Source organism: Fulvivirga marina (genome assembly GCF_016775155.1).
Taxonomy (GTDB): domain Bacteria; phylum Bacteroidota; class Bacteroidia; order Cytophagales; family Cyclobacteriaceae; genus Fulvivirga; species Fulvivirga marina.
Genome location: NZ_JAEUGD010000061.1, coordinates 100,414 through 122,996, shown reverse-complemented (window position 1 = coordinate 122,996; position 22,583 = coordinate 100,414). Strand labels below are relative to the sequence as shown.

Annotated in this window: 20 protein-coding genes and 1 tRNA gene; 18 read left to right on the top strand and 3 right to left on the bottom strand. The window is 40.0% G+C overall.

What is annotated here, in order from left to right; genetic code table 11:
- Positions 1-1,072: 1,072 nt before the first annotated feature.
- Positions 1,073-2,242, top strand: a complete 1,170-nt coding sequence (locus tag JMN32_RS18955; RefSeq protein ID WP_238354541.1) for a glutamyl-tRNA reductase — start codon at positions 1,073-1,075, stop codon at positions 2,240-2,242.
- Positions 2,243-2,264: 22 nt separating this feature from the next.
- Positions 2,265-3,374, top strand: a complete 1,110-nt coding sequence (gene hemH / locus JMN32_RS18950) for a ferrochelatase (protein ID WP_202857939.1) — start codon at positions 2,265-2,267, stop codon at positions 3,372-3,374.
- A gap of 52 nt (positions 3,375-3,426) precedes the next feature.
- Here hemH and JMN32_RS18945 read toward each other — a convergent pair whose 3' ends face one another.
- The gene (locus JMN32_RS18945; protein WP_202857938.1) at positions 3,427-5,361 is read right to left on the bottom strand and encodes a glycoside hydrolase family 3 protein; all 1,935 of its coding nucleotides are present in this window, start codon (positions 5,359-5,361) and stop codon (positions 3,427-3,429) included.
- A gap of 232 nt (positions 5,362-5,593) precedes the next feature.
- On the opposite strand from JMN32_RS18945, the gene JMN32_RS18940 reads away from it, so the two are divergent.
- From JMN32_RS18940 to JMN32_RS18930, 3 genes are all read left to right on the top strand, one after another.
- Positions 5,594-5,675, top strand: a tRNA-Leu gene (locus JMN32_RS18940).
- 175 nt (positions 5,676-5,850) lie between these two features.
- A complete protein-coding gene (locus JMN32_RS18935) occupies positions 5,851-6,855 on the top strand; it encodes a DHH family phosphoesterase (protein ID WP_202857937.1) in 1,005 nt (334 codons plus the stop codon).
- A gap of 619 nt (positions 6,856-7,474) precedes the next feature.
- Positions 7,475-7,960: a hypothetical protein gene (locus JMN32_RS18930; RefSeq protein ID WP_202857936.1), complete on the top strand. Its 486-nt coding sequence runs from the start codon at positions 7,475-7,477 to the stop codon at positions 7,958-7,960.
- Positions 7,961-8,116: 156 nt separating this feature from the next.
- Here JMN32_RS18930 and JMN32_RS18925 read toward each other — a convergent pair whose 3' ends face one another.
- Positions 8,117-8,650 (bottom strand): GNAT family N-acetyltransferase, encoded by a 534-nt coding sequence (locus tag JMN32_RS18925; protein WP_202857935.1) that lies wholly within the window; start codon positions 8,648-8,650, stop codon positions 8,117-8,119.
- Between the two features lie 193 nt (positions 8,651-8,843).
- Between JMN32_RS18925 and JMN32_RS18920 the strand changes: the two genes are divergently transcribed.
- The 13 genes from JMN32_RS18920 (at position 8,844) to prfH (ending at position 22,058) form a co-directional block, all read left to right on the top strand.
- Positions 8,844-9,602: a helix-turn-helix domain-containing protein gene (locus tag JMN32_RS18920; protein WP_202857934.1), complete on the top strand. Its 759-nt coding sequence runs from the start codon at positions 8,844-8,846 to the stop codon at positions 9,600-9,602.
- 103 nt (positions 9,603-9,705) lie between these two features.
- Complete coding sequence (locus JMN32_RS18915; RefSeq protein WP_202857933.1) at positions 9,706-10,344, top strand: RraA family protein; 639 nt, start codon at positions 9,706-9,708, stop codon at positions 10,342-10,344.
- A gap of 2 nt (positions 10,345-10,346) precedes the next feature.
- Positions 10,347-11,132, top strand: coding sequence for an SDR family oxidoreductase (locus JMN32_RS18910; RefSeq protein WP_202857932.1), 786 nt, complete (start codon positions 10,347-10,349; stop codon positions 11,130-11,132).
- A complete protein-coding gene (locus JMN32_RS18905) occupies positions 11,104-12,114 on the top strand; it encodes a beta/alpha barrel domain-containing protein (protein ID WP_202857931.1) in 1,011 nt (336 codons plus the stop codon). Before JMN32_RS18910 ends, JMN32_RS18905 begins: the two co-directional genes overlap by 29 nt.
- Entirely contained in the window at positions 12,101-13,030 is a 930-nt protein-coding gene (locus tag JMN32_RS18900) for an NAD(P)-dependent oxidoreductase (RefSeq protein WP_202857930.1), read from the top strand. The genes JMN32_RS18905 and JMN32_RS18900 overlap by 14 nt, the downstream gene beginning before the upstream one ends.
- Before the next feature lie 7 nt (positions 13,031-13,037).
- On the top strand, positions 13,038-13,865 hold the full coding sequence (locus JMN32_RS18895; RefSeq protein WP_202857929.1) for a hypothetical protein: 828 nt from the start codon (positions 13,038-13,040) through the stop codon (positions 13,863-13,865).
- Positions 13,834-14,883: a hypothetical protein gene (locus JMN32_RS18890; RefSeq protein WP_202857928.1), complete on the top strand. Its 1,050-nt coding sequence runs from the start codon at positions 13,834-13,836 to the stop codon at positions 14,881-14,883. Before JMN32_RS18895 ends, JMN32_RS18890 begins: the two co-directional genes overlap by 32 nt.
- Entirely contained in the window at positions 14,880-16,097 is a 1,218-nt protein-coding gene (locus JMN32_RS18885) for an MFS transporter (RefSeq protein ID WP_202857927.1), read from the top strand. Before JMN32_RS18890 ends, JMN32_RS18885 begins: the two co-directional genes overlap by 4 nt.
- Positions 16,098-16,145: 48 nt before the next feature.
- On the top strand, positions 16,146-17,150 hold the full coding sequence (locus tag JMN32_RS18880; RefSeq protein WP_202857926.1) for a nucleotidyl transferase family protein: 1,005 nt from the start codon (positions 16,146-16,148) through the stop codon (positions 17,148-17,150).
- Positions 17,134-18,324 (top strand): aldehyde dehydrogenase family protein, encoded by a 1,191-nt coding sequence (locus JMN32_RS18875; RefSeq protein ID WP_202857925.1) that lies wholly within the window; start codon positions 17,134-17,136, stop codon positions 18,322-18,324. Before JMN32_RS18880 ends, JMN32_RS18875 begins: the two co-directional genes overlap by 17 nt.
- A gap of 1 nt (position 18,325) precedes the next feature.
- Positions 18,326-19,546 (top strand): tyrosine--tRNA ligase, encoded by a 1,221-nt coding sequence (tyrS, locus tag JMN32_RS18870; protein WP_202857924.1) that lies wholly within the window; start codon positions 18,326-18,328, stop codon positions 19,544-19,546.
- Positions 19,547-20,004: 458 nt separating this feature from the next.
- Complete coding sequence (locus tag JMN32_RS18865; RefSeq protein ID WP_202857923.1) at positions 20,005-21,411, top strand: RtcB family protein; 1,407 nt, start codon at positions 20,005-20,007, stop codon at positions 21,409-21,411.
- 5 nt (positions 21,412-21,416) lie between these two features.
- Positions 21,417-22,058, top strand: coding sequence for a peptide chain release factor H (prfH, locus tag JMN32_RS18860; RefSeq protein WP_202857922.1), 642 nt, complete (start codon positions 21,417-21,419; stop codon positions 22,056-22,058).
- Between the two features lie 186 nt (positions 22,059-22,244).
- Here prfH and JMN32_RS18855 read toward each other — a convergent pair whose 3' ends face one another.
- Positions 22,245-22,574 carry an AAA family ATPase gene (locus JMN32_RS18855; protein ID WP_202857921.1) on the bottom strand — a complete coding sequence of 110 codons (330 nt, stop codon included), beginning with the start codon at positions 22,572-22,574 and terminating at the stop codon, positions 22,245-22,247.
- Between the last annotated feature and the right edge of the window lie 9 nt (positions 22,575-22,583).

Genomic DNA, 22,583 nt, shown 5'->3' with positions numbered 1-22,583 from the left:
AGTTTGATAGAGTTACCAGTGATGAAGAGCAGGAGAAGTAAAAGTTATTTAACCGTCATCACGAGGAGGTACGACGAAGTGATATCCTCCATCGTGGCACGGACTGATCACTGCCCCGAATCTAGTTTTTTATCATAATTAGGGAGATTGCTTCCTCCTGCCGTCGTCGCAATGACGGGTTTAATTCGAGCACCGTCATCACGAGGAGGTACGACGAAGTGCTCCCCTCCATCGAGGCACAGACTAAGCACTGCCCCGAATCTAGTTTTTTATCATAATTAGGGAGATTGTTTCCTCCTACCGTTGTTGCAATGACGAGTTTAATTAAAGCACCGTCATCACGAGGAGGCACGACGAAGTGCTCCCCTCCATCGTGGCACGGACTGATCACTGCCCCGAATCTAGTTTTTCGGCATAGTTAAGGAGATTGCTTCCTCCTGCCGTCGTCGCAATGACGGGTTTAATTCGAGCACCGTCATCACGAGGAGGTACGACGAAGTGCTCCCCTCCATCGTGGCACGGACTGATCACTGCCCCGAATCTAGTTTTTCGGCATAGTTAAGAGATTGCTTCCTCCTACCGTCGTTGCAATGACGAGTTTAATTAAAGCACCGTCATCACGAGGAGGTACGACGAAGTGCTCCCCTCCATCGAGGCACGGACTGATCACTGCCCCGAATCTAGTTTTTCGGCATAGTTAAGGAGATTGCTTCCTCCTGCCGTCGTCGCAATGACGAGTTTAATTCGGGCACCGTCATCACGAGGAGGCACGACGAAGTGCTCCCCTCCATCGTGACACAGACTGATCACAACCCCGAATCTAGTTTTTCTACATAGTTTAATGAGATTGCTTCCTCCTGCCGTCGTCGCAATGACGAAATTAATATCTAGTGTCGTTCGATACCCCCACATAGATTTTGTATATGATGGCTTAGAAATTATCAATTTGATAAATGTTTTTGATGGATGCATCTTAGTGCAAGATTTAAATGCAATACGTGAGCTGATTGCTTATGCTGATTATGTTCAGCAACCAAAAGCAATGCGCAATTAAGAGCTGTTCCATCAGATTATGCTACATGTTTTAAGGTACATTGGTATTTCACATCAAACTGCTTCAGTGTCAGAACGAGAATCATATGCTATTAATGATACTCTGAGAAGCACATTAAGCCGGGCTATTACAGCGGCTTATTCTGATATTAAGGGACTGGTACTAATTTCAACCTGTAATAGGACCGAAATATATTTTGAATCTCAATACACTAAAGCGGCGGTGGTCAGGGATTTTTTTATCCGATCGGCAGGGTCTGGTTATAATGATCGTAAGCTCTTTGATTTGTCAGATGAAACTCATAAGACTGCAAACCGACTTTTACAAGTGTCCAATGGTCTGCAATCTGCTGTAATGGGTGATAAGCAGATCATTTCGCAGGTTAAAGAGGCTTATCAGTTTTGTTTAGCACATAACCAACAAGGCTCATTATTGGAGAGGTTATTTCAGGCCGTATTTAAAAGTCACAAGCGGATTGCTAACGAATCGCATTATCGAAGAGGTTCAACATCTACTGCTTACCGTTCACTGAAGTTAATAGAAAAGGTACTGGGCAAGTCTTCATTGTCTGATAAGAGAATATTGATTGTCGGGGCAGGGGAGATTGCCCGTGATGTGGTTAGTTATTTGGGTAAGTTTAGTTTTGGTGCGGCATATATTACCAATAGGACTGCTGATAAAGCCATCAATCTGGCTAATAAGTATGGACTTTTTCCCTATGATTGGAACCTTGTTGAGGCTGGCGAGTTAGGAAGCTTTGACGCCATAATCACTGCGGTAAGTAACCGACAACATCTCTTAAATCAGCCAATTGTTTCTCCACTTAACCAAGTGGTAGTAGACTTGGGTTTGCCTATGAATGTACATCCGGTTGTTGGGACAAGCGCAACACTTTATAATGTTGATGATGTGACACGCCAGGTTTCACAATCTGATCAGCTACAGGCAGCTGCTTTGAATCAGGTGCAGGAGATCATAGAGGAAGAACTCAATCTTTTTTTGGAATGGGTTGGAAAGGGACGGGTACGAAAAATAATAAGGAAGTTTAAGGAAGAAGCTGAACAGACCGTTGTGGTGAGTTTGAAGCAGCATGTCGGTAATGACAGACAGCAGGCTGTTATAAGAGCGGTAAGAAAAATGACAAGAAGGCAGGCTGCATTTTTGATGAGTCAGGCACAGTTTTTTTAACAAAGCATTAACGAATAAGATTATGAGTAGAACAGGAGTGTTGGTAGTAAATCTAGGGACACCGGATGAGCCGGAATACAAAGCAGTGAAGCGATACCTGACGGAGTTTTTGATGGATGGCAGGGTTATAGATATACCCTTCTGGAAGCGCTTCTTATTGGTTAATGGGATAATTGCTCCGTTTCGCTCTCGCAAGGTGGCTAAAGAATATAAAAAACTTTGGACAAGAAAAGGTTCTCCACTATTGACTCATGGGTTGGTGCTGGTACACAAGCTATTGCAAAAATTTGATAGTAGCCCCTGGAATGTAGAAGTGGAATTGGCTATGCGCTACCAAAACCCCTCCATAGAAATGGCTTTGAAGAGGCTGCGTATTAAGGGAGTAGATGAACTCATTGTATTTCCTCTCTTTCCACAGTATGCTTCGGCTACTACCGGTTCGGTTAATCAAAAAGTAATGGAGATAATTTCTCAATGGCAAGTGATACCTAGTATTCAGTTTCTTAATAGCTACCATAGTCATCCGGAGTTTATCAATGCTTTTGCTGCAAAAGTGCTAGGAGACATCAGTCAACACCAGCCTGACCATGTGCTTTTTAGCTACCATGGAATACCCGAGCGACATCTGGATCGCATTAGGAATGAGTCTGACTATTGCAACTCGGCATGCAATTGCAGTGACGGCGAACATCAGCAGTATTGTTATCGCAGTGCTTGCTTCCATACTTCAAAACTGATTGCAGAAAGTATAGGATTAGAAACAAGTAGCTACAGCACGTCTTTTCAAAGCAGACTGGGCAAAGATCCTTGGATACAACCTTATACAGATGCAACAATAGAAGAACTGGCCAGGAATGGGGTTAAAAACCTATTGGTTGTATCTCCTTCCTTCGTAGCTGATTGCCTGGAAACTACGCTTGAAATAGGAGAGGAGTACCGCGACCTGTTTTTAGAGCACGGGGGCGAGAAATTCAATTTTACAGAAAGTTTAAATACAGATAACCACTGGGTAGAAGCTGTATTTAATATTATAAGTACAAAATACTTCAATACTGAAGAAAACAGGTCAGGTCGTATTTTTAATCTTGCTGACGCAGGCAACAATGTGCTTTCTTCAACCGGGTCGGTTTAATGTTTGGCCAGGCGAATGTAACACTATTCCAGCTATGAGGTTTCATGTTTACTTAATATTGAAGCCCAAAGCCGAATTTGAATAAGGGTTTTTCGCTATCATAAGGTACGTCAGCTTTCTGTTTATATACTGCTTCCATAGATGAAGGCAACTCAAAAGGCAGCTTGCCTTTAGGGGCAGTGTTTCCAAAAAGTACTTCACATACAGATTTGTCACTGGCACCGTAATTGGCGATTAGCGCACTGGAAGCTTCGGTTATTTCCGGTATTACCGCTGGCCGATCAAGATAGATATCGACGATCGTTGGGACTTTTTGAAGTAGTGTTAGTATCTTTTGCTTTTCTTCTCCTTTGAAATCCAAGTCTCCATGATGAAACCCAAGGGCAAAAGGGTTTTTGGTTTCTACAGGGTACCAAGGTGCATTAAGCCGGATGATGGCATAATCTGCTTCCTCAGGGTTGGTAACCACAGTAGCGTAATTAGCAACCACAGCGCTATCTATGTTTTTGATATAAACCTTGAATTTATTTTTTGTGAGCGGCAGTACATCTTCATTTTTCAGGAGCGTCATAGACTCCCGTTGAGTGTGTTCGCCCAATTCTCGGAATTCCCTTTTGTTTAAAACTTCATGCACTTTGCTATCATCAACAAACGGATTGTCGAACAGGCCCAACTCGAATTTAAGCTTCAACAATCGTTTTACAGACTGATCAATCCGCTCTTCAGTAAGTTTACCTTCATTAACCAACTGCACAACCAGTTCTGGTCTCATTTCTCCTCCAAACTGATCACAACCAGCTTCAATAACTTTTTGAACCCTTTCGGCTTCGCTAAGATCCTCCACTCCCCATGCTCTGGCTTTCCATATCACATCCGGCCCCATGGGCACGTCAGTGATTAAACCCCAGTCGGTGCAGACCACACCGTCATAATTGTACTTTTCCCTAAGCAACGAGGTAATAATAGCTTTGTTATAAGCCATCGCGACATTCTCTTCGGTTTGGTCTGTAGGGACACCATAGTAAGGCATAATGGCCGCTGTATTAACTTCAAAAGCGGCCTCAAAAGGGATTAGGTGGTAGTCAAAGTTATTTCCAGGGTAAATCTGACCTTTTTGAAATGAGAAGTGTGGGTCCAGACCTTCTTTTTGAGGGCCACCACCGGGAAAGTGCTTGGTCATGCAGGCAACACTTGTACCGCTTAAAGAGTCTCCCTGCATGCCTTTAATGTATGCTTTGACCAATTTAGCGGTCAAAGCAGCATCTTCTCCAAATGCCCCGCTTATCCTGGCCCATCTGGGTTCAGTGGCCAGGTCAATTTGAGGGTGAAGTGATTCCCTGATGCCAATCGCCACATATTCCTGCCGGACAATGTCGGCAAACTTTTTCATGAGCTTCTCATCTCTCAAGGCAGCAAAACCCAACGTTTCGCAAAATTGAGAGAAGCCTTGAGCGCTCATGGAGAAGATGTTGTTGCTGAAATGGTGTCGTGGATCAGAGGCTATGGTAACGGGGATGCCAAGCCGGGTATTCTCTGCGATGCGTTGGGTATTGTTATACCATTTAGCAAAAGTGACCGGGTCTTCCGGTATATCCCAGATATTGAAATACGTCATTTTTTTGGAATCCATATATTCCACAACCGAAGGCATGCGTGCGCCAGGGCCTTTGATTTTTTCTTTTCCGTCAGGTTTTGCGTCTTCACTTATGCCTACACCTCCAATAAACATCATTCCAGCCTTTTCTTCCAAAGTCATTTGAGAGAGAAGGTCAGCTATTCTGGCTTCAATAAGCTGGTTTGAATCTTCATAAATGTCCAGTTTGCTATTGCTGTTTAAGTCTCTGAATACCTGCCCTTCTTTTTCAACAACGATCTGGGAATTTTGAGTGATAAGTTCCGGTAACTTACGTTGTTTTGTTTCCGTTTTTGGGTTTTGGCAAGCAGTGAGTATGGCCATTGACAAGGGTAGAAGGCATAGTCTATTCATGATGACGGCGAATTTGTTATGTAGGAAAGACATCTGAACCTAATCAAATTTTCAATATTTCGAAAGCAATTACAGGGAAGAAGTGCATTGTGCAGGTTGGTTATCCCGGCAATGTGAGATATTAGATAAATCTCTTCACTATTTTTTATCCAACTATTGGTAATATTGAAATCTTTAAACATCTTTGCATCCCGTTTAACAAAAGCGGTTCCAACTAACCAACTAAATTAAAGCCCAGGTGGCGGAATTGGTAGACGCGTTGGTCTCAAACACCAATGTCTTCGGACGTGCCGGTTCGACTCCGGCCCTGGGTACTAAAGCCTGAAGATTAATTCTTCGGGCTTTTTTTATTACTACCGATCAGACTTGAGCTTCCTTATGAGCGAATAGTCAAAGACTGTAGGCAAAATAAAGAGCAGGAGACTCTGCGGAGCAGGAAAATTCATAAAAGGGGTAATTACTCCAATCATTACAAAGAAACACTATAGAATGAATGTATATAAACAAATTGCAGCTGAAATATGCAATGCCTCTCATATTGTTATCACATCCCACAAATCAGCCGACGGAGATTCTGTAGGGTGTTCACTGGGATTGTTGCATTTTATAGAAAAGCTGGGTAAAAAGGTATTGATCTGTCATCCTGATCCTGCACCAGATTTTTTATACTGGTTGGATACCTCGCCTATATTGTTGATGAATGAAGAGCCTGAGCAAGTGGAAGCTGCCTTTCAGCAGGCTGATTTGATCTTTTGCCTGGACTACAATGCTGTAGGCAGGGTAGGGGATATGCAGGCTTTGCTGGAATCGGCAACTTGTAAAAAGGTGATGATAGACCATCATCTTGACCCGGAAGCATTTCCTGATATTATTGTTTCAGAAACCACGGCTTCATCCACCTCAGAGCTGATTGTTGATCTGATTGAAGGATCGGGGTATGATGCATTGCTAGATGATAAAATAGGTACTCCGCTATATTTGGGAATTCTTACCGATACCGGAACATTTAGATTTCCATCAATGAAGCCCAGAACGCATGAAGTATTGGCTAAACTTCTTGCCGCAGGTGTACAACATCACCTGGTCCATGAATACCTGAATGACAACAACACCGTCAGTCGTTTGAGATTGCAGGGCTATGCCATGAGTGAAAAACTGGAAATCATGGAGGAATACCAAGTCGCCATTATTCCTTTATCAAAAGAAGAACTTGCCAAATATAATTACAAGAAAGGTGATACGGATAGTCTGGCCAACCATGCATTATCTATCAGGGGTATGAGAGTGGCTATTGTATTTACCGAACGTGATGGGATCATGAAAATATCGTTCCGCTCAAAAGGGGAAGAGAATGCCGTCAACGTATTAGCCGCAGAACATTTTAGCGGTGGAGGCCATGCCAATGCCGCAGGAGGTATGAGCGAGCTATCTGTCAATGATACCCTGGATAAGATCAGGAAATTGATTCCGGAGTATTTTTCTGAGGTTGTATAAAGTAGAAGCAAAATATTACAATTATTTAACAGAGCTAAGATCTCTCATCATGAGGTATACAGATAGATTCTGATCCCAAATGGAAAGTGTATAAACTATTCTGGCTGTAACACTTCACCCATCAACACCCTGAAAAACTGAACGCTATCAAGCCCTCTCCTGTAGGGGAGGACAGCGCAGGCTGTAGAAGTTTCTATAACTAGTGGTGGGGTGATAGAGCATTCGTGTCCTCTTTTCTTCTTAGCAGAGTCTCTTGTAGACCTTGTAGAGGACTCTGCCTCTGCTAACAGATGGCCTATGAGTAACAAGTTCCTTTCAGGTACTACTCTTCTAGTTTGTTTAACGGGCAGTAATTAGGCTACGCTGCCGTAGTTTATGGATTTTTTAGATTGGACGCAATGTTAAATATTTCGATGTTAAGCTATACAGGACTAAACAGCGATTTACTAAACTTCTAAAAGTTTGATAAACCTTAATTGTTCAGCAGGCAGTGCTATACCTCCGTAGGAATGGGGGAAGATGAAGGTTTTTTTATTTCAAAATCTTTAGTCTTAGATTTAAGCGTACTTTCAAAATCCCTCTTTTGGGGAATCAGTTTGTTTAACATTAAAGAATCATAGTGAAAAGAACCAGTTTAAGAGTCGAATTTGATAAAGGTCAATATGAGGTTCTGGCCAACTTGCTAACCGAAATTGAAAATAAAATAGAGAAAGGGTTGAGCGTTGATTCGGAGATCGAAGAATTCAATAAGATAGGTGGAAAATCGAGTTTTTATACTGTAGATGATATTGTAGCTTACCACTCTTATACAAATGAAGAGGACTTCATCAAAGCGCTGTTGCTGCCCGAGCCTTATAAGGTTGAGAATATCACTGATGATCAAGTATTGGAAATGCTTTTAATGCTAAGTGAGGAGAGGGTTGAAAGTGTTTTTGATTACTACTTGATGGTCCTAGAAATGAGTACTAATAGGGAGAATGTACTAGAGGTATTGGATAAAAGTTCAGGTAACCTTAATGCAGAAGTATTGGTTAGGCTAAAGGAGATGGTTGAAGATTTATTATTTGATGATGGAAACGATCAACCCACAGTGATTCATTTATAAAAACAGTGTAGCGATATAAGTTGATCCCTTGTTCTAGTTTTTGATAAACTGTATTTCTGATAGGTAGAAACTCTTCAGAGAATGGATCAGGAAAGGTCTCCTTTACAGGAGGTGTCGTTTAACTAATGCCAGGATTCCAGGATGGTTCATTAAGGTTTATTTTTCAGGACTTAACAAATAACATTTAACCAAGTCGAAGTATTTGTCATTCTTGAAAATATGATCCTTTAGCACACAGTCTACAATAAAACCACACTTATTCAAAACCCTGCTGCTTGCCAAATTGTGGGATAAGTATGAACCATTAATTTTATGAAGCTTGAGAGAATCTAATCCAAATCTGACCACAGCTTGAAGTGCATCAGTGCACAATCCTTTGTTCCAATATTCCTCTCCGAGCCAATATCCTACCTCGGCTTCATTGTTGCTATCATCTACTTTGAGTCCGATGGCACCTACAATCCTTTTGTCATACTCTATTCCGAACGTATACTGTTTTCCCAATTGCATCCCTGATCTGGTTTTGCTTATCCAGACAATTGCATCTTCTTTTTTATAGGGATATGGAACGTTGGCAGTGAAGTGAGCGATATTGGGGTTATTTGCATGAAATGCTATCTGATCAGCATCACTTTCTTCTAAAGTTCTTAAGGTAACCTTACCTGCATCTAAAGGTAATATACGATTCATTCTAATTTTTAAATTAAAGATATGTTTACTATGGTCAAAAAAAAAGATGATTGGTCAAAAAATAGATATTGACTGTATACAGCAAACGGAATAATTTTGAAGATAATTATTTACTAATAAGAATTTAATGAGTAATCGCCTGTTAATTAATTACTTATCCAATAATTATTATAAATAAAACCAACTATTGATTATGTTAAATAGCTGTATAATACCTACTTATAAGCAGTATGCTTGCACTTTAATACGAAGTTTATCATGTTTTAATAAAATTGACGATACTCTTAAAAGTGAATTAAATATTATTAAGTGCAATCATATAAGAGAGTGTATTCAAATCATCAAGTCAACCCCAATAAGCGTTTTTATATTCGATTTTGAAAGAAAACGAGTTAATGATCTCCAATATCTGGAGATCGTAAAAACTAACCTGACTAACCTGAAAACGATTGCTTTAATGGTGGAAGAGGACTTAGAGCTTGTAAGGCTGTGCGGAAAACATGGAGTAGACAAAGTTTTGCTTTGCTCAGGGAATCAATCGTTTACAAGAGAACTCGTCGAGGAGATATCCAATGTGCTAAACCCGGTTTCACTGAAAGATTTAAATATAGAGGAGGACTCTTACAATTCTTCGAAGATAGTCGCTAAAGCCTGTCATCTTATAGAGCACCACTACCTTACTCTAAAAGGAGTATCAGAAGTAGCTGATATTCTGAATATAAACGAATGTACACTTTCGAGGGAATTCAAAAAACAGCAAATTATAAATCCCAAGAAGCTTTTAATGATGTTCAAGGTCAAACATGCAAGTCAGCTTGTCACTCAAGCAGATCTTTCTATCAAAGAGATAGCTCAGGTTTCAGGTTTCAGTTCGTCCCAGCATTTTAATAATTGCTATAAAGCCATATATGGAGTAAATCCCTCTTCAATGAGACTGTCAGCATTGGCTTGATCCAGTTGAATAAACAAATCTACAATTTCATTCTAAATACACCCTGTATCCAATTTACAGTACAGGAAAATATATACCTATACCTATAATTTATAATAAAAAAATGGAGAGAATTAAAGTTTTGGAGAGGTTTAGTACCTCTATTATATCCGATGCGGTAGAGAAAGTGGTAGGTTTTAAAACCACCATGGAAAGTAGCATTAAACCTATGTTTCCTTGCAAGATAGTGGGCTATGCAGCCACTTGCCTGAACAGTAAAACTAAATTACCGGCACCACCTGATAAGCTGATGTCCTTGATAGATTCACTTGATGAGACGCATGTACTGGTTCAGGTATTTGAAGATACAGAAACAAACATTTCAGGATGGGGTGGACTACTTACTCTTGCATCTTCCACTAATAAGATCAGGGGCACGATATTAAATTGCTGTACCAGAGACTTGGATGACATCATGAACCTGAAATACCCTGTATTCTCAAAAGGAACCACCCCTTATTCAGGAGCAGGAAAGTATAGCATAAAATCAGTGCAGACTGATGTGAATTGTGGAGGAGTATCAGTATCTCCAATGGATATCATTTTTGCAGATCAGGATGGTGTAGTAGTTATACCGAAGGACCATATCGACGATGTTATTCTTGAGGCTAAAAACATTCTTGAAGCCGAGGAAAAGATGGTTCGTCTGATAAATGAGTCAGGCTCTATTAGCAAGGCATTTAAAATGATTCAACAAATATAAATATGAATTTAAAAGATAAAGTAGCCATGGTATGTGCCGCTTCTCGTGGAATTGGCTTTGGCATTGCTAAATCAATGCTACAACAGGGAGCGAAGGTGATCATATGCTCACGTCATGAAAATGATATTAATAAAGCTGTTAACTCTTTGAAGGAAGAAACCGGAGGGGAAGTGCATGGTATAGTCACCGATCTTACGAAAAGCGAACAAATAGAGCAATTGCAGGAAAAGTGCCTTGCTATTTTTCCTCAAATACACATTTTGGTTTACAACAATGGTGGCCCAAAAGTAGGTGAATATGATTCACTATCGCCGACCGACTGGGTCGACTTGTTTGAAAATCATTTTATTAACTATGTAAAACTTATAAGCAAATTCATCACTCACTTCCAGGAAAATAACTATGGAAGGATAGTAAATATTACCTCTATAACTGCTAAAGAACCCCACAGAAGTTTGGTGCTTTCCAATGTATTAAGGAGTTGCATACATGCTTATTCCAAGTCTATTATTGAGAATATAGCACAAGATAACATAACCATAAATAATCTTCTTCCCGGCATTATTAATACGGACAGGGTTCGGGCTATTCATCAGGTGATGGCTGATAAGGAAGAAATTTCTACTTCCAAAGTAGCAGAAAGATTTAAAAATCTCATTCCCTCTAAAAACCTGGGAACAATAGAGGATGTCGGAGATATGTGCGCCTTTCTTACTTCTGAGAATGCTCGTTACATAACAGGACAATCTATATTGATTGATGGAGGATTATATAAAGGACTATACTAACGTAAATATGGAAAAGAAAATAAAAATACTTGATCCTACTATAAGGGAAGCCGGATACCTCAATGGGTTTAAGTTTAGCATTGAGGAAGTTAAATCTTTTATAGATATATCAAAGCGTATAGGCACCGATATCATAGAAATTGGGCATGGTTTAGGGCCGGGAAATGAACTTCCTTTGCACAGCCATGAGGAGTATGTATATGAAGCAAAACAACATGATGAGTCTACCAGCATCAGCATATTCGGATTGGCAGGTCTTTGTAAAAAAACGCATCTGCAATCAATAATTAAAAGCGGACTGGATGTGTTCAGGGTTGGCTTTGTAGGCTTTGAAAATACACCTTTTCCCTTTCGAGAGGCACTACCTCTGCTTGAGGAGGCAAAAAAGCAGGGGCTGTTTACTTGTCTTAATGTATTGGATACTTATCGAATAAAAGATAAAGAACTAATCGAGGTATGCAATACTGTTGCTGAACTATCACCGGATGTCATATACATTGTGGATAGTAGCGGAGCTTTAACTGATAAGGAGATTGGTAAAAAGATAGAAATACTATCGGAGCATTCTGATAGTGAGATAGGCTACCATGGTCACGATAACCTGCGGCTTGCTACTTATAACTCAGTATATGGTGCCAGGGAAGGCTGCACTTACCTGGATGCTACATTTATGGGAATGGGAAGAGGAGCAGGAAATGCAAATCTGGAGGTGTTAATTGCATTGCTGGAAAGATATGGCATGAGAGAAGCCGATTTTGTCAAGCTTTATGAAGCCTCCAAAAAGGTGGCAAACCTATTTAATAAGGATACTGAAATTCTAGAGCATGCTACCTTGGGCTATTATGGGGTAATGGACTATATAGGTGATAAGTTGGACAAATCTGATAATAGAGCCTATGTGGAGATATTAAGCAAGTTGGACAAACTGGATACTCCATTTATACCAGAAGAAGAAATAAAGCTTTGCCATGAAAATATTTAGCATAGGAAATCATATTAAATATTCTCCCACAGTAGCTTCAGAATTGAATGACTTTGGCAGGTTTGAACATATTGATGCATTTCCCGACGAAGAAAACTTTATAAAATACTGTGATAAGGCAGAGATACTCATATCATGGGGAGAACCTACCGCCAGGGTTATAGATAATATGCCCGACTTGAGACTTTTTGTATATATGTATTCAGGGTATGACAGGATATTAAAGGATCAGGAACTATTAAGGTCATTAAGGAAGAATAGTATAAAGGTGGCCTATATTCCTAAATATTCTACCGAAGGCGTATCCCAGTTTGTATTGTCGGCCCTGCTCGCTTATAACCGTAAGCTTATGGGTAGTAACGTCAGCACAAAGCAATCGCCTTACGAACTTTATCTTTCCAAGGATCTGCGTGACTGTAACATTGGCATAGTGGGGTTGGGAAGTATAGGCGTATCACTGGCTAAAAAGCTTTACCATTTGGGGGTAAATGTTTCTGCCTATACGAGGAACAGACTTACTAAAAGTATGGAGATTCCAGTGAACTTCAAATCCCTGAAAGAGATATTCGAGAACTCTGACTTTATATGTTTGACAGTAGAGTTGAACGATCAGACTCGGAATATGATAAACAGAGAGTTACTGTCTGTCACCAAGCAAGAGGCTGTTATTCTTTCGATTGCTAGAAAGGAAATATTTGTGATGGAAGAACTTGCGGAAGTTCTGAAAGCGAGGAAAGATGTAAGGGTATTAATTGACGATGAGGACGTGGATAATTCTCAATTACCTAACCTCACGGTAACTCCTCATATAGCTTTTAATACGGAAAGAAGTCTTTATAACTGTACAGATATGGTATTTCACAATATCCGGGAATTTAACAGTGGAAGACCCTTCTTTGAAATATCACTGAATTAGCAGCTGTATGGAAGTAAAACAACCTACTCTAAAGTCTTCAAAGTACATGGGGCTGCTTCAGGATCTGATAACTCACACATCCACATGGGCTAACTCTTTTTGGGTGTGTGGGTCCAGAGCAATAGGGACCAATAAGATTCAATCTGACTTGGATATATGCTTTTTATTAAAACCTGGCATAGCAAAAGAGCAGTTTAAAGCGCACTTATCCGAAGTATTGGACTGTAACGATAACTACCCGGAGTATTTCACTACAGGTAAAACAGAGGTGTGGTGGTGTGAGGATGGGGAGGTTAGCGTGAAGCTTTTTACCATGGAGGAAATAAAGAACTTAATCGCAATTTATGAAAATGCGGATATAGAACTATTCCTGAAAAACCAGGCTCTGATACAGCATAAATTCATCTCCAGTCACATTCTATATGATGCTGATAACCTTGTAGCCAACTACTGTTGTCTTTTTTTGGATGCTAATCGATTGATATTTAGGGTTGTGGCTCAGGAATTTCTTAACAGGTTAAACAACAAGTTAACTTGGTGGAATCACCGCAAAAACTGGAAAAATGAGTTCGAACACCTTATGGACTTGGCGGTAATAGTAGATGAAATAGCCCAGATACACTATGCCCTAAATTATAAATTAAAGATGGAAGGGTTGAAAGAATATCACAATGACCTTAATACGCTATTACCTTGCCTGAAGCCAGAAATGGAAGCAATAGTAAACCTAAATAAAAAAGACTATGCCGGAGGTGAAAAAAAGAAACTCATAGGCAGCATTTACTTTAAACTATCAGACTTTTATGATCAGCACGAACTGGGATTTTCAAGATAATATCCACCCTGTTCAGGATATTGAAAATAGTATATTTCTCCTTCTTGCCTTTGGGTTCAGTAATTCCGAGGGTATCAAAAAGATTAAAAAACAATGGAAGGCTCTTAATGGAAAAGTAGGAAGAGGCCGGACAGAAACGGGAAAGGTTTCCTCTGAAGAGCTTGGAGGGGTAGTTTCAGCTATTCAGGTGGACATGTCTACTGGAGATATATACAATCTGAAGCATATAGACATCACCTGCCCTATGGGCTTGCTGATACATGGAAATGAATTGTTTATCGCAAGTGAGTACTACATACAGGCCTTTGCAGGAGGTGAGAAGACATATCGTATTAATAACCCTTTCTTTAACGGGCTGCATGCTATGAAAAAATCTCAAGTGGGCAACTCCTTCTATGTGACATGCACTAACATAGACACGCTGGTGGAAATCTGTTTGGACGGAAAAGGTATTAAATGGAGGTGGTCAGCTCCCGAGTATGGATATAATACGAATAAACTTGGGGAAAAAGTTTTCATAGACGAAAACCGGCTCTACCAGTATGACGAAACTTTTAGTAGTACGCTTACCCATACTACTCATGTTAATTGCATTGAGGAGTACTCACCGGATGAAATACTGGCAACCCTGTTTCATCAGGGAGAGGTAATTTTGATCAATAAAAATACCCGAAAGATAACATCTATTCTGAAAGGACTCACCTGTCCGCATGGTATTCACAGGTTTGGAGATCAGTTTATAGTATCTGATACCAAGGGAAACTGTACCTATCTTCTTGATCGAAATTTGAAGGTGTTAGAAAAGATAGGTCATCAGGACTTTGACTGGATACAGGACTCCATTATTCTGAAAGATGGTAATATCGTCATTCTAAACTCAAATGGAGGGGGAATTCATCTATACGATAAAAATAAAAGAGACTTTACTCATAAAGTGAATTTTGACCCGGATAAAAGAAGGGTTTCCTGTGCCATAGAGCTTTCCAGAGATGAAGTGGAAAAGATCATTCTAGAATGAGAAAAGCTTTTATACTTCTAATTTTTGTATGTGCATTTATAGATATGATGGGGGTTAATATGGTGATCACTATACTGCCTTCATACCTTAAAACAGAATTTACCGGTAAAGGCTTTTTTAATGACCTTAATACTATCTATTTCTATCTGGTGTCTGTGTTTGGGCTGGGGTATATGATAGGTGCATACATTCTGGGCGCCTTGTCAGATAAATACTCCGGAAAGTTAATCCTTAAGCTAACCATTCTTTTTAATGCGGGAGCTTATATGGCATTTAGCTATGGGATACTTACAGATGACCTTTTACTTCTGTTTGTAAGTAGGTTTTGTATTGGTTTCTTTTCCGGAAATATACCTATTGTTTATTCCACCCTGTTTTTTCTGGCTAAAAGTGAAGCTGAGCGGCTTAAGTTCAATAGTCAGTTAGGTGCGCTTTTTGGAGTCAGCTTTATTATAGCTCCATCAGCAGGATCTTTTTTAGCAGACCCGGAAATCAGTACGTACTTTTACTTTAATACGCCCTTTATAATTACCAGTATTGCTCTAACTGCGTGCTTTGTTTCGCTAGTTGTAATCTCCACCGGGGTACCCATTCCTATACCAAAAAAGAGTACCAGTGTAGTGGATCAGGGCTTGTTAAGAAAGCTGCAGATCAGTGCCCTGGCTGTTTACTTCTTTTTTTCCCTTGGCATGACTATTTATACACAGTCTTCTGCAATCTATCTGTTGGACAAAATAGGGGTTTCTACCAGGCAGCTGGGCTTTTTTTACTCGGTCATTGGTATATACCTCGTACTCACCCAGCTTTTTTTAACTCCAAGAGTGTCTAACCAGAAATACATACATACTATCATATTAGTGTGTACAGCTACTTATAGTGCAGGGCTGTTACTGTTTCTACTGCCTGATAGCTTCACTGGTTTGATCATTCTCAGTGTCATTCTTCCAGTTTCCAATGGTATATGGCGCCCCAATTTCATTAACTATTCTACACGTGAAAAAGAAGGAGCCGGTACCATAATTGGCCGTCAAGAAGCCATAAAATCGGTCACAATTATAATAGCACCATTGATAGCCAGTGTACTGGAAAATATCAGTTATAATATGCCAAATATTACTGGCGCTGTCTGCTGTATGATCGCACTTATCATATTCTTAAAATATAACTACAGATATATTATTAGCGAACTTATAACTTCTGAAAAAGAGCTTTAAAAATGACTTTTAAGCTCAGGGTGGCATACCATATATAAAGAAAATACTATGAAAATCAGAAAACATTTTATAAACCACTTTGAAGAACAGGAAGATATCATTTTGAGTGAAGCTTTTAAAAACACCAGGAATGTTACCTGGGGTCTCACACCTACCACACCTATGCATTTTGGTTACGACCCGGTTATCAACCTCCTTAAAAGCTTACACCAAAGAGGGTATGCGGTGAATATTACCCTTGCAGACCTGCTTACTCATTTTTCCAAGGATATAGACCTTGAGTCTATAGGAGGTAGAAAGAGTTATTTTGAGCATTTCTTCAGGTCTTTCTGTAATTTTAAGAACTTCCGCCTGACCACCTCTACAGAAATGATGAACATGGAGGATTACCTGAAGTGCCTGGTTATTTTTAGTGGTACAGAGTCCATTTCTACTGTTAGGGAAAGTTTGCCAAAAGAAGTAACTGCAATTAACCGGTTAGGATTATACCTGTTTCCTTTTATGCAGTGCCTGGATGCATTATTTACTGAATCTAATGTCATTTTGGGGTATAGAAACCAGGAAAAGGTATACAATCTTCTGGAAAGTACGGACCTTATGAAGGTGTTCTTTAAATTCAGAGCTCCTTATGCAGACTGTATAGATATTATATACCTCAAGCAGCCCAATGATATTAAAGGCGGTAATCTAAATAAAAGCAGCAGCAAAACCAGGATATCCATACACGAATCCAATTATAGTCTTAAGGAAAAAATCAGTTCAGTATTTGCTCCCCCTGGCATAGTAAAGGACAATGTGCTTCTAAGCATTTTTAGAAACAGTGTTTACCCATGGCAATATTGCCGTATGGTTCTGCCTCCTGAAATTCACAAATATGAGGACCTTGAAATAAGGTATGGCCAAGGTGATATCCATCCAAACGAATTAAAAAAATTGCTGCACCTGGTACTTTCATATAGAATACATGAAGCTGATAACTGTATAGACAGCATCTCAAAAAGATGGATCAACATAGAAAAACTAAGGCATTTCAATCATGAGTTTAATACATAATAAAAATATATCCCCATTCTATAAAGCACTGCTTCAGCACAAGGATTTGCTCATAAAAGTGTATGCAGGAGAAATAGGTTATACACCTGAGGAGGTGGAAGCACTATGGGAGGATATGGATCATTTTTTTAAAAACCTATCTGTCTCACTTGAAGGTAGGAAAAAGCTTTGGGCACAAGAAGCGGCCCTTTATCATAGTATAGAAAGTTCCTTTACACTCAGAAGGTGTGGCTGGGGGAACATCCTTTTTGTGCCCCCGGTAAATTCTATTATTCCCACGCTGCCTATTGTTATAACTAGTGCAATCGCTATGGGTAATAGCCCCTTTATTTTACACAGCAGGCGTTGCCCCCAAACATTCATGCTATTCAGGTCTATATGTAACAAGGTTATGCCAGAGGTTGTCTTCCTGGAGAAAGAGGATGACTTTAACATAGAAAAAGTATTCAAAGATCAGCAGATAGACCTTTTGCTCTATCAAGGGGGCTCTCATCACTTTCCATCTTTATTAAATGCCTGCGCAAATCAGGGCGTGTATCCTATACTGGAGGGTAGTGGACAGACACTTTCCATAATTGAAAGTGGAGACGATGACCTCATTAAAACTTATGCAACAAAAATTGCTCATTCTAAGCTTTTCTGTAAGGGAAGCATATGTTCCTCGCCTAACCTGGTTTTCATTCCTCAGCCATACATTAAAGCGTTTACTTCTTACTACTCTAATATTTTAGTCAAAAAGTATCAGGAAAAGGATGGGCAGATATCCGCAAATGAAGAACAACTGGGTATTAAGCTGAATGCATTGATAGGTGATGATTGGGAAAAACCTGTTTCGGGCGTAATTACCGTGAATATTCAGGAGGCAATAAAATTGTTGAACGAAGACCTTAACGGAATGGTGGCTATATGTATACCATACAATAATATCGGGGAAGTGAGGAAGTTACTTAGTTTGTATAGATATGGTCTTCAAATCTCGTTTTACTCATCTTCATCAGAATCTAGTCTTTATACTGAATTGAAAGCCAGGAACAATGTGAGCAGAATCACCAGGAATAAACTTCAGATAGAACAAAAATCAATACTTCCCTGGGGGGGATATCGTCTTAGCGGCATCAGCAAAGTTCAGGATTATTTTGAAAAATTCACCAAAACTATAACTATAGAAGATTGATATGCAACTATTTGAGAAAATTGAAAGAACAACAGAGGACTTTTTTTCCAGGGAAGAACTGGAAAATAAAATTAAGGAGAAGAAGCAGCTGATTATAAAATATGGAGTAGATCTGACAGCACCGTTTCTACACATAGGTCATGCCGTGAACCTGTGGATGATGAGAGAGTTTCAAAACTATGGACATAAGGTTGTATTTCTACTGGGAGATTTTACCACAACTATTGGTGACCCCACTGGTAAACTATCCACCAGAAAGATTATGACCCAGGAGGCCATTGAAAAAAATGCAGAGGAGTTTATTCGACAGGTATCTAAAGTGCTGGATACCCGGGAGGAAGTGTTCGAGATCAGAAGAAACTCTGAATGGTACTCTAAAATGTCGATATCAGAATTGTTTTCCTTGTTTCAGATGGTTACACATAGCCGTTTGATTAGTAGAGATATGTTCAAAAAACGGATCGAAAGCGAAACTGATATCTACATCAATGAATTATTATACCCTATCATACAAGGATATGACTCGGTGATGATAAAATCTGATCTGACCATTGTAGGCTCCGACCAACTCTTTAATGAGATGATGGGTAAATTCTATCAAAAGAAATTTGATCTAAGTGAACAAGTCATAATAACTACTAAAATCACTAATGGCTTATGCGGAATTAATAAACAAAGCAAAAGTCTGGGGAACTATGTAGCTATTACAGACTCGGCCAGGGATATGTTTGGTAAAGTAATGTCGCTGCCAGATAAAGATATCACCGACTGGATGAGAGTATACACGGATATGAGCTTGGCAGATGTAGAGAAAATAGAGGCTGATATGGACAGTAAAATACTAAGCCCACGGGATTCCAAAATTAATCTCGGCTGTGAAATTGTAAAACGATATTATTCACAGGAAGAGGCAGATCAGGAGAAAGAATGGTTTATCACCACTTTTTCTAAAAACGAATTTCCTGAAGATACTCCATTGATCAACGTTTCCAATATGACCGACCCGTTGTATCAATTGATACATTCCAATATTATGAAGAATAGTTCATCTGGCGAAATAAGGCGTTTGATAAGTCAGGGCGCAGTTTCTATTGACGATAATAAAATTGTAGACCCTTATTATAAAATACCAATGATGGACGATTCAACTTCTGATAACCAAATATTTAAAATTAAGATAGGTAAGAGAAGGTTTTACAGAATTCAAGCGGCAAGCTGTTAGTTTTAGCAGAACATTTTTTGAGACCGTGGTAAGTTTATACTTCCTGCGGTCTATTTATTTAAGCTGGTATGTCATTAGAACGTTTAAATTGATATAGTATGCTACTCCATCGTTAAATGATAATTTGAGCGGTTCTAATAAATTAGGAAATTGAATCACCAGTAACATGTTTTAAAAATTAACTTTTCCCTTGGATTCATCAATAAAACCGTAATACCTTTGCAAACTCATCCTCATTTAAGAAAGGAGGCATTATGTTGGTGCAATATTATCATATCGAACTATAGACCGGATTAAGTAACAAGCGCTTACTGATAAAGATGTATCCGGTCCTGATGGTTTTCCATCAGGACTTTTTTTATACCCAAATTTCCGGTCGCCAATCTCAATTAAATTATTTCAGAAATGTGTTGGCACTGCTGTGTCCTCACTTTTCTATTCGTTTATCAAAACGCTTTATGGGCAAGAGTAAACTCAAGGGGAAAGACCTTAGGAAAATTAATTATTCAAATAATCAGGCCATTAGTTTGGCTATTGATATCATTTCAAAACATTATAAACATTCCTCGAAAGAGGAGCAATTAGCATTACTACATGATGTAAAACAACACTATACAGACTATCTGGATCATGAACATTGGAACACTTTAGCCAGGGAATTTCAGCCCGTGGAGGTGCTGAAGGAGAAATCTGAAATACCACTGCTTAAAGATGGTGGCCAGTTTCAGGTGTTTGGGAGAAAGCATATTACCAGTAATGCCTATCAGCAAATGGAGTTGGCCATGAGGCTGCCTATTGCCAGAAAGGGGGCCATGATGCCAGACGCGCATCAGGGGTATGGCCTGCCCATTGGTGGGGTGTTAGCCGCCGAAAATGCGGCGATCCCTTACGGAGTAGGGCTGGACATAGGTTGTAGAATGAGCCTGAGTATTTATGATCTGGATTCAAGGTACCTGCAAAAGCATGCCTATCGGTTCAAATCTTCGCTGAAAGAGAGAACCAATTTTGGTACAGGTGGTGAGTTGGGTATCACACAGGAGCATGAAATACTGGATCGCACAGAGTTTGGTGCAACAAGTCTTCTGAAGCAGTTGCATGGAAAAGCCGTCAAGCAATTGGGTACGTCCGGTTCAGGAAATCATTTTGTGGAGTTTGGGTTGGTTAGTTTGGCGAATGATAATGGACTGGACTTACCTGCGGGAGAGTATATTGGTTTATTGTCTCATTCCGGTTCGCGTGGCCTGGGAGCTTCCATTGCTAAGCACTACATGGGCATCGCCATGGAGAAGTGTCTGCTGCCAAAGAGTGCACGGCACCTGGCCTGGCTCGATCTGTCGACAGAAGAAGGACAGGAATACTGGCTATCCATGAATCTGGCAGGTGATTACGCCAAGGCATGTCATGATCAGATACATCATCATTTAAGTAAGTACTTGGGCATTAAGCCGGTGATCAACATTGAGAACCATCACAATTTCGCATGGAAGGAAAAGCAAGCAGAAGGTGAAGAGTTGATTGTTCATCGAAAAGGAGCAACCCCTGCCAGTGAAGGCGAATTGGGAATCATACCGGGATCGATGACGGCACCGGGCTTTATCGTTAGAGGTAAAGGCCATGAGGGTGCTTTACAAAGCGCATCGCATGGCGCAGGAAGGAAGATGTCGCGACAGGCAGCGAGAGAGTCTATTTCTGGCAGTGCCATGAAGAAGTTGCTGAGTGAGCACAAAGTTACCCTTATTGGAGGAGGTACTGATGAAGCTCCTATAGCTTACAAAAACATCGAGGAGGTGATGAAGAGCCAGAAAGACCTGGTGGAAGTTATAGGTCAGTTTTTACCCAAAATTGTAAGAATGGACAAAAATTAACGGTTATGAATTCAAAAAAAGACAATATATACATGCAGATATCTGCCGGCAGGGGGCCGGCAGAATGTGCCTGGGTAGTTGCGCAGCTGCTCAAACACGTACTTTCGGACTTTAAAGCTGCGGGTTTGGTTGGTAAAACCATAAGCAGAAGTAAAGGGTCAGAGCCAGGTACGCTCAACTCTTGTTTAATACAAGTTAGTGGCGAGGAGGCAAGAGGAAAAGCAGGAGAATGGGAAGGTACTGTGCAGTGGATAGGTAAGAGCCCTTACCGGAAATTTCATAAAAGAAAGAACTGGTTTGTGGGTATTAGTTTATTCATGGAGACAGAGTATCATGACTACAAAGAATCTGACCTTACCTTCGATACTTATAGGGCATCGGGTCCGGGTGGTCAGCATCGAAACAAAGTGGAAACGGCAGTGAGAGTAACTCACAAGCCATCCGGCATAACCGCTGCGGCCAGCGATTCAAAGTCTCAACTGCAAAATAAAAAGGCAGCCATTGAGAAAATAAAACTGGCCCTTAGCCAGCTCGACATCGATAAGATACAGGAGAGAATAGATGAACAATGGCGGGAGCATTTGTCTCTACAGCGCGGGAATCCGGTTAAGGTTTTTGAAGGGGTGAAGTTTGTGGTGAGGAGTTGATTTTAAGGAGGCCGGTCAGAAATGATCGGTTTTTTTGTTACATGATAAATTGCTGAGGGGCTAAACACTAGATCAGTCCCAGTTGACGTGCAATATCTTGGGTGAACTTGGCTAAAGGACGTTTATGGATCTCTAATGGTTCAGTATAATTTCCCACAAAGATTCTATTGGATAAACTAGGATGTGTTAAAAGGTCAGGGAATGAATCGATAAGCTTTTTTCGGTAAGCCTTATTATAAATCTGAGCCTTAATAAATAATACAACAATTCAGTAATTGTACTTTTGCCTGAACCATTCTTGCCAACTATAGCAGAGATACTTACTTTTAAATCACCAACATCGTACAGGTTTTCAGGAACGGTTGACGTATGTTTTATTTCAGAAACTTCTGATCCGTCCATTTCAAATTTATAGTCTTGATAAAACTGATAAATTTCTCCTGGAACAAGAACTTTATGATAGTCAGGATGACAACCTTTTAGAGGGCGAATTGCCAAAAGTTTAAATCCACTCATTTTTTGATC